Source organism: Halorubrum sp. AJ67, from assembly GCF_000513435.1.
In genome coordinates this window covers 225,503-228,977 of sequence record NZ_CBVY010000003.1, presented here as the reverse complement: position 1 = coordinate 228,977, position 3,475 = coordinate 225,503, and the positions used below count along the sequence as shown (strand labels likewise).

General features: G+C 68.0%; 4 protein-coding genes, 1 tRNA gene and 1 pseudogene. 2 read left to right on the top strand and 4 right to left on the bottom strand.

Annotation, left to right across the window (positions count from 1 at the left end; genetic code table 11):
- A pseudogene (locus BN903_RS17185) lies at nucleotides 1–352 on the bottom strand (hypothetical protein); the annotation flags it as partial.
- Nucleotides 353–460: 108 nt separating this feature from the next.
- Between BN903_RS17185 and BN903_RS04650 the strand changes: the two are divergent.
- The gene (locus BN903_RS04650; protein WP_079890579.1) at nucleotides 461–1,159 is read left to right on the top strand and encodes a DUF1405 domain-containing protein; all 699 of its coding nucleotides are present in this window, start codon (nucleotides 461–463) and stop codon (nucleotides 1,157–1,159) included.
- A 165-nt stretch (nucleotides 1,160–1,324) separates the two neighbouring features.
- Here BN903_RS04650 and BN903_RS04645 read toward each other — a convergent pair.
- Nucleotides 1,325–1,397, bottom strand: a tRNA-Arg gene (locus BN903_RS04645).
- Between the two features lie 53 nt (nucleotides 1,398–1,450).
- On the bottom strand, nucleotides 1,451–1,723 hold the full coding sequence (locus tag BN903_RS04640) for a twin-arginine translocase TatA/TatE family subunit (protein ID WP_048076601.1): 273 nt from the start codon (nucleotides 1,721–1,723) through the stop codon (nucleotides 1,451–1,453).
- 98 nt (nucleotides 1,724–1,821) lie between these two features.
- Here BN903_RS04640 and BN903_RS04635 point away from each other — a divergent pair, with 98 nt between their 5' ends.
- The gene (locus BN903_RS04635; protein WP_048076600.1) at nucleotides 1,822–2,292 is read left to right on the top strand and encodes a redoxin domain-containing protein; all 471 of its coding nucleotides are present in this window, start codon (nucleotides 1,822–1,824) and stop codon (nucleotides 2,290–2,292) included.
- Nucleotides 2,293–2,325: 33 nt separating this feature from the next.
- On the opposite strand, the gene BN903_RS04630 is transcribed toward BN903_RS04635, so the two are convergent.
- Nucleotides 2,326–3,475 (bottom strand): acyl-CoA synthetase (locus BN903_RS04630; RefSeq protein WP_048076763.1); only part of this gene is annotated, 1,150 nt, incomplete at its 5' end.

The following is a 3,475-nucleotide window of genomic DNA, read 5'->3' as shown; positions in this document are numbered from 1 at the left end:
CGTCGGCGTACACGCGCTCTGCGGCGTCTCCGTGCCCTCGCTCCGCGAGCAGCGAGCGCCAGGTGTACCGGTCGGTGACGACCGGGGGTCCCTGCCCCGGTTCGTCGTCCTCGTCGAAGGCGAGAGATCCCGTCGCGTCCGCCGACTCCGCGGCGGCGGCCGTCTCGGTCGCTGCGTCGGCAGTCGTCTCGGTCGGTGTGTCGTCGTCCGTCGGGTCCACCGGTTCCGTATCCGCGTCCGCGCCCCGCTCGTCGCGTTCGCCCCGTTCGTCGCGTGGGGACGCGTCGGACGCCGATCTATCGCCCTCCGGGCCGGTCCGCGAGGCGGAGCGCTCGGCGTCCTCGTTGCTCATAGTTACGGAAACGCCGTTTCCGTTGAAAAAGGTGTCTCGCAAAACACCGAGATTGATAATCGACCGCGGACGGCCGGGTTTTACGTCCCCGCGAACCGATCGCCGTCCGTGCCACGCTCCGAGCAGTTCCCGCGGCTACGGCGACTGCGGAATCCCGCGGTCAGGCGGCGGGTACGGGCGGCTATCGCCGAGGAGCTGCTCGGGACGCCGCGGAGCCTCGCCGTCGTCTGCGCGTTCACCGGATTCATGCTCGCGGTGGGAGTCTGGTACTACGTGCCGACCGCGAACGAGGTCCCGGTTCCCTTCTGGCCGCTGTACGCGGACTCGGCGGTCGCGGTCGCGCTCGGCGGAGCCGTCCTCGCCGGAATCGCGCCGACGGTCCGGCGCGGTGGCGATATCGGCGTCGACATCCCGGTCTCGCGGGCGTCGGCGTACCTCCAGACGGTCGCGTTCGTCTGGCTGGTCCAGTTCGGCGTCTGGCCGCTGGTCTCGCTCAACCTCGCGTTCGGCGAGTACGTCGCCGCCCCGGACGCGTGGATCTACTACTGGGGCGTGATCGGGACGCACCTGCTTTTCGTCGGGCTGGCGCTCCTGTTCCCGGCGTTCGGACGGACGACGCCGGGGGCGCTCGCGACGGCGCTGGCGCTCGGCGTCGTGAACGTCGTCGTCGACTACTGGGTCGGCTACCACCCGCCGCTGTTGTACGAGCCGGGCCCCGGACTGGCGGCCGCGACGCTCGCCATCGCGGTCGGAGCGGTCGCGCTCGCGTCGCACTCGTTCCGACGGCTGGGAGAGGGGACGAGCTGAGAGGCGCTCGGAAAAGCGGAGTCCGACGAGCGCCCGTTAAATAGTCTCAACAGTCCCGATAATCACTATTTAAATAGTATAAGAGGGCGCGGCGGGATCCACGCGAGCGAACGAAGTGAGCGAGCGTGGAGCCAGTCGCGCCCGTGACTGAGCGGAGCGAAGGAACGGGCGCGACGGGATTCGAACCCGCGATCGAGAGGTTAGGAACCTCTCGCCCTGTCCGCTAGGCCACGCGCCCAAATCGGGGAGAGAAGACGGAACGGCGGAAAGCGATCGGTGTGGGATCCGGAGTTACGCGCTGGTTTCCTTTTCGGTCTCGGTTTCGAGGTCCTCAAACTCGTCGTCCTCGTTGTCGAGCGTCGACTCCGTCTCGTCGTCATCCATCTCCTTCAGTTCCTCTTCGATCTCCTCGCGGCCCTTCTTGAACTCACCCATCGCCTGCCCGGTCGACCGGGCGAGCTTCGGGATCTTGTTCGCCCCGAACAGCAGGACCAGCACGAGCAGGATGATGAGGAGCTCGGGCCCCACCGGAAGACCGCCGAACAGTGGAATCACACTTACCATCTCTGTCTCGCAGTAACCCTGTGGCGACTATAGTCTTTTTGCCTCTGCCGGAACGCCGCCGTCGAAACGGTGATACGCCCGGCCGCCGACGACCAGATATGCCACACGTCGGCGACGACGCTCCCGACTTCACCGGATCGCTCGTGGACGGCGACATCGCGCCGTTCGAACTCGCCGATCACCTCGGCGACGAGCCGGTCGTGCTCGCCTTCTTCCCGGCCGCCTTCTCGAACACCTGTACCGACGAGATGGAGGCGCTCCGAGACGAATTCGACCGCGACGACTGTACCCTGTTCGGCGTGAGCACCGACCTCCCGCACGCGCTCGCCGCGTACCGCACCCAGTACGAACTCCCGTTCGCGCTCGTCGGCGACCCCGACCACCGCGCGATCGAGGCGTACGACGTGATCGAGGACTTCGAACACTACGGCGTCGAGACGGTGGCGCAGCGAGCCGTCTTCGTGATCGACGCGGACGGGACGGTGACGTACCGCTGGCTCGCGGATAACGCCGGACAGGAGCCGGACTACGACGCGCTCGACGAGGCGGTGGCGGACGCGACCGCCTGAGGCGAACTCGGTCCGACCGGACCGTTCCCGCGCTCAGGCGGCGTCGCGGAGCGCGTCGAGCGCCTCCGGGTTCTCCATCGAGGAGAGGTCGCCCGGGTCCTCGCCGTTGTAGACGGACTCGATCGCGCGCCGGATGATCTTGCCCGACTGCGTCTTCGGGAAGGCGTCGACGAACAGCAGTTCTCGCGGCCGGAACGGCTTGCCGTGTTCGTCGCCCACCAGCGCCCGCAGCTCCTCGCGGAGGTCGTCGCTCGGCTCCGCGTCCGGTTCGAGGACGACGTACGCGACGACCGCGGTCCCGGTCGTGTCGTCCGGGACGCCCACCGCGGCCGCCTGGTTGACGGCGTCGTGGTCGATGAGGACGCCCTCGATCTCGGCCGGACCGACCTTCCGCCCAGCGACGTTGAGCGCGTCGTCGGCGCGACCGTGGAGGAACCAGAAGCCGTCTTCGTCCTTCTGCGCGAAGTCGCCGTGGTCCCACAAGTCGGGCCACGTCGACCAGTACTCCTCAAGGTAGCGCTCGTCGCCGGACCACAGCGACTTCGTCATCGACGGACAGGAATCGCGCGCGACGAGGTAGCCCCGCTCGCCGGACTCCCTGACCGACTCGCCCGTCTCGTCGACGATGTCGATGTCCATCCCGAGTCCCGGACCGCCGAGCGTACAGGGTTTGAGGGGTTGGTTCGGCATCGGCATCAGGAAGCAGCCGCAGATCTCCGTCCCGCCGGAGATGTTGATGATCGGGCAGTCGCCGCCGCCGACCGCGTCGTAGAACCACCGCCACGACTCGGGGTCCCACGGCTCGCCGGTCGACCCCAAGATCCGGAGTGAGGAGAGGTCGTGGTCCTCGATCCACTCGTCCCCGTGCTTGCGGAGCGCGCGGATCGCGGTCGGCGAGATGCCGAACTGCGTGATTCCGTGTCGGTCGATCAGCTCCCAGAAGCGGTCCGGCTCGGGGTGGTCGGGCGCGCCCTCGTACATCACCACCGTCCCGCCGAACGCGTGGTTGCCGATGAGCGTCCACGGGCCCATCATCCAGCCGATGTCGGACACCCAGAAGAACCGGTCGGCAGGCTTCTGGTCGAACCCGAAGTGGATCTCCTTGGCGCACTGCGTGAGGACGCCCGCGTGAGTGTGGACGATCCCCTTCGGCTCGCCCGTGGTCCCGGACGAGTACAGCAGT

Coding starts and splice junctions, on each gene's coding strand:
- BN903_RS04640 (WP_048076601.1), bottom strand. CDS start 1,723: ATGGTAAGTGTGATTCCACTGTTCGGCGGTCTTCCGGTGGGGCCCGAG.
- BN903_RS04635 (WP_048076600.1), top strand. CDS start 1,822: ATGCCACACGTCGGCGACGACGCTCCCGACTTCACCGGATCGCTCGTG.